The organism is Streptomyces bobili (assembly GCF_002154575.1).
Lineage (GTDB): Bacteria > Actinomycetota > Actinomycetes > Streptomycetales > Streptomycetaceae > Streptomyces > Streptomyces bobili.
This window is the reverse complement of record NZ_MUBA01000362.1, coordinates 1-3,144: the sequence shown is the minus strand read 5'-3', so window position 1 is coordinate 3,144 and position 3,144 is coordinate 1. Positions and strand designations below refer to the sequence as shown.

The window sequence follows — 3,144 nt, the reverse complement described above, 5'->3', positions numbered from 1 at the left end:
GGTGGGCGATACTGGGTTCGAACCAGTGACCTCTTCGGTGTGAACGAAGCGCTCTCCCACTGAGCTAATCGCCCGGGTGCAGGAAGTACATTACCCCATGTCAGCGGGTCCCTGTGACCAGGTCAGACCGCTCGCGCACCCCCGTGGCGGTTCACTGGTCCTTGATCTTCCAGGGCATGACCAGGCCGAACTTCCACACGTAGAAACCCATGATGGCCGCGATGAGCACGAGTCCGATCGAGGTCAGGATGATGTTGCGGCGCCTGACCTTCGGGTCCAGGGCGCGCTGTGCCGCCTCGGTGACCTTGCGCTTGGTCCAGCGCAGCACCAGCTGGGCCCAGACGAACTCGGTCGCCCAGATCGCCATACCGCCGAAGATCACGACCCAGCCGGGACCGGGCAGGGGCAGCATGATGATGCCCGCGACCACCACCGCGAGGCCGACCACGAAGATCCCGACCTGCCAGCTCAGATGCAGAATCCGGCGGGCCTTGATGAACGCCGGAGCCCGGGACCCGAGGGCCTGTTCCTGCTGCTCAGCCGCCCTGTCCGACTTCGCGTCGTTCGCCGCCATGGCCACCTCGCCCGGCTCGTCACTCCCCGTATTCATACGGCCAAACCCTACCCGAGAGATTCCAGTCACCGTAATGGTGGTACTTCACGAACGCCCCATCGGCCGGAAGAGTTACGTAAACACACGCAAAACACGCAGAGGGGTTTACAACGGCACCGTAGGTGGCATGTCGATTTCGCCGACGTGCGAATCCCCGAGCGCACACTGAGCGAAAGGCCCTGGCGCTTATGAACACCACGGTCAGCTGCGAGCTGCACCTGCGCCTCGTTGTGTCGAGCGAGTCCTCCCTGCCTGTCCCCGCAGGCCTGCGGTACGACACGGCCGACCCCTACGCCGTGCACGCCACCTTCCACACCGGAGCTGAGGAAACCGTCGAGTGGGTGTTCGCCCGCGACCTCCTCGCAGAGGGCCTGCACCGGCCCACGGGCACCGGCGACGTCCGAGTCTGGCCGTCGCGCAGCCACGGTCAGGGCGTCGTCTGCATCGCCCTGAGCTCCCCGGAGGGGGAAGCCCTGCTCGAGGCCCCGGCGCGGGCCCTGGAATCCTTCCTGAAGCGAACGGACGCCGCCGTGCCCCCGGGCACGGAGCACCGTCACTTCGACCTCGATCAAGAGCTCTCGCACATCCTGGCGGAAAGCTAGGAAGGGAGCTCCCACCAGAGCCGCCCGGCGCCGTCCACTCGGGGAGACGGCTCGGGCCCGGACAACAACCGCACAGGGAATGCGCCGGCGCCGCACCACGGTTCTCCGTGGTGCGGCGCCGGCGTGTGTGCCGTGCCGGCCCTGCCGCCGCCCTCCCCTCGGCCCCGGTGGCGCAGGACGGCGGGATTCAGGCCCTCGATCGACCGTGGCACGACGGCCCGGTACGGCTACCATCGGCCAGCATCGGCGGGCGCCCGCCCGACCCTCCAGGCCAGGGAGCGAAACGTGCTGATCACCCACGACACCCGGTGTGCGCTCGATGCCGTGGTGGATCTGGTGAACACCGCACCGGAGGACGACACCACCCCGGACGCGCTGCCAGATGTCGCCGCCCTTGAGGTTTTCGTACGAAAACACGAAATCAGTGACGTCGGCGTCCTCTCCGCCTTCGATCTGTCCGCGGTGCGCAAGGTTCGCGGACGGTTCGCGCGGATCTTCGCGGCACCGGACCCCCGCGCCGCCGCCTCGATCATCAACGAGCTGATCGCCGCCGCGGGCACCACACCCCGGCTCACCGACCACGACGGCTACGACTGGCATGTCCACTACTTCGCCCCCGGTGCGTCGATCGCGGACCATCTCGCGGCGGACTGCGGGATGGCTCTGGCCTTCTTCGTGGTGGCCGGGGAGCAGGAGCGGCTGCGGCGGTGCGAGGCCCCGGACTGCCGACGCGCCTTCGTCGATCTCTCCCGCAACCGTTCGCGCCGGTACTGCGACAGCCGCACCTGCGGCAACCGTCTGCATGTGGCCGCCTACCGGGCACGCCGCAAGGAGGCGGCGGGCTGAGGGCCCGTTCGTCGATGCCGACGCGGCCCCGGCGGGTGGCGCCGGGGACCGCGGGTACGGCTCAGAGCAGCAGCAGGTCGTGCAGCGAGGCCATGAGCAGCAGACACCCGATCACCGCTAGGAAGATCATCAGCGGTGGCTGGGAAAGGGCGAAGAGGCATCCGCGCGGCTCGTTTTGAGGGGGCGCGGCCTCGCTCTGTGTCGTGTCCAGCATCTCGCGGGCGATGATGACGCAGGTGGCCCACCCCACGCGATCAGCACGCCCGGATTGAGCGGTAGTTCGCCGAATTCCGTGATGTCGGTTTCCCAGCTTGATCACTTCCGCGCGCCTGCGGCCCGACTGTGTCGCTTCCCCTCCCAGGGGGCACGCGCCACCCGGACACACCTCAGCCGCGGTGCCACCCTGGTGGTGCCGGGACCGTCACCGGCCGCCGGCACCGCTTCATATGCCGTGCTTCTTGAGGATGGCCTCGATGTCGCTGAAGTCCTCCGAGGCTGCTGCCCTGGGCGCGGCGGCGGGGCGGGAGGCGGGCCGGGCGCCCTGTCCCAGGGAGGGGGCGGACGCGGTCGGTGCCACGGCGCCGGCCTGTGCGGAACGCGCCGCCGCCCTGCGCTCCTTGCGGGTGCCGCCGCCCCTGCGGCGCTCCACCGCACGGGTCGTCATGAAGAGCGCCCACGCGCCGCCGAGCACGGCGAAACCGGCCCAGGCCGTGGGGCTGAAGGCGGTGTCGGCCGCCCACTCGACGACGCCGGTCATCACCAGCCCGAGGGGCACCAGCGCGTAGGCGGCGATCCGGGCAGCCGCCAGGAAACGCCTGCGGTACGCCGTGACGGCCGCGATGCCCAGGCCGGCCGCGGCCACGGCGGAACACACGGTCTCGGCAATCATCCGGATCCTCCAGACAGGCACACTCGGGCAGGGGCAGTGCGGCTCGGCGCCGCTGCGTGGCGGCGCTTCGTCCCCTCCATCCTGCACCTGCGAGGTGCCCGCGGGCCATGTTTCAGCCGGACATCAGGGACATCTCCGGGTCGGCTCCTTCGCAGGTGCCGGCCTTAGGGGATGCGGGGCGTCCGGATTGGGGG

At 69.8% G+C, this 3,144-nt stretch carries 5 protein-coding genes and 1 tRNA gene; 2 read left to right on the top strand and 4 right to left on the bottom strand.

Going from position 1 to position 3,144, the window contains the following annotated elements:
* Positions 1 to 2: 2 nt before the first annotated feature.
* Together BZL64_RS26550 and BZL64_RS26545 are read right to left on the bottom strand one after the other, a co-directional pair.
* A tRNA-Val gene (locus BZL64_RS26550) sits at positions 3 to 74 on the bottom strand.
* 77 nt (positions 75 to 151) lie between these two features.
* Positions 152 to 610 (bottom strand): TIGR02611 family protein, encoded by a 459-nt coding sequence (locus BZL64_RS26545; RefSeq protein ID WP_086771707.1) that lies wholly within the window; start codon positions 608 to 610, stop codon positions 152 to 154.
* Positions 611 to 801: 191 nt separating this feature from the next.
* Between BZL64_RS26545 and BZL64_RS26540 the strand changes: the two genes are divergently transcribed.
* Both BZL64_RS26540 and BZL64_RS26535 read left to right on the top strand, forming a co-directional pair.
* Positions 802 to 1,215 (top strand): SsgA family sporulation/cell division regulator, encoded by a 414-nt coding sequence (locus BZL64_RS26540; RefSeq protein ID WP_004002642.1) that lies wholly within the window; start codon positions 802 to 804, stop codon positions 1,213 to 1,215.
* A 285-nt stretch (positions 1,216 to 1,500) separates the two neighbouring features.
* Complete coding sequence (locus BZL64_RS26535; protein WP_086771706.1) at positions 1,501 to 2,061, top strand: CGNR zinc finger domain-containing protein; 561 nt, start codon at positions 1,501 to 1,503, stop codon at positions 2,059 to 2,061.
* A 61-nt stretch (positions 2,062 to 2,122) separates the two neighbouring features.
* Here the strand turns inward: BZL64_RS26535 and BZL64_RS26530 are convergent, their stop codons facing one another.
* A complete protein-coding gene (locus BZL64_RS26530) occupies positions 2,123 to 2,311 on the bottom strand; it encodes a hypothetical protein (protein WP_086771705.1) in 189 nt (62 codons plus the stop codon).
* A 192-nt stretch (positions 2,312 to 2,503) separates the two neighbouring features.
* Positions 2,504 to 2,950 carry a hypothetical protein gene (locus tag BZL64_RS26525; protein ID WP_086771704.1) on the bottom strand — a complete coding sequence of 149 codons (447 nt, stop codon included), beginning with the start codon at positions 2,948 to 2,950 and terminating at the stop codon, positions 2,504 to 2,506.
* Positions 2,951 to 3,144: the final 194 nt, after the last annotated feature.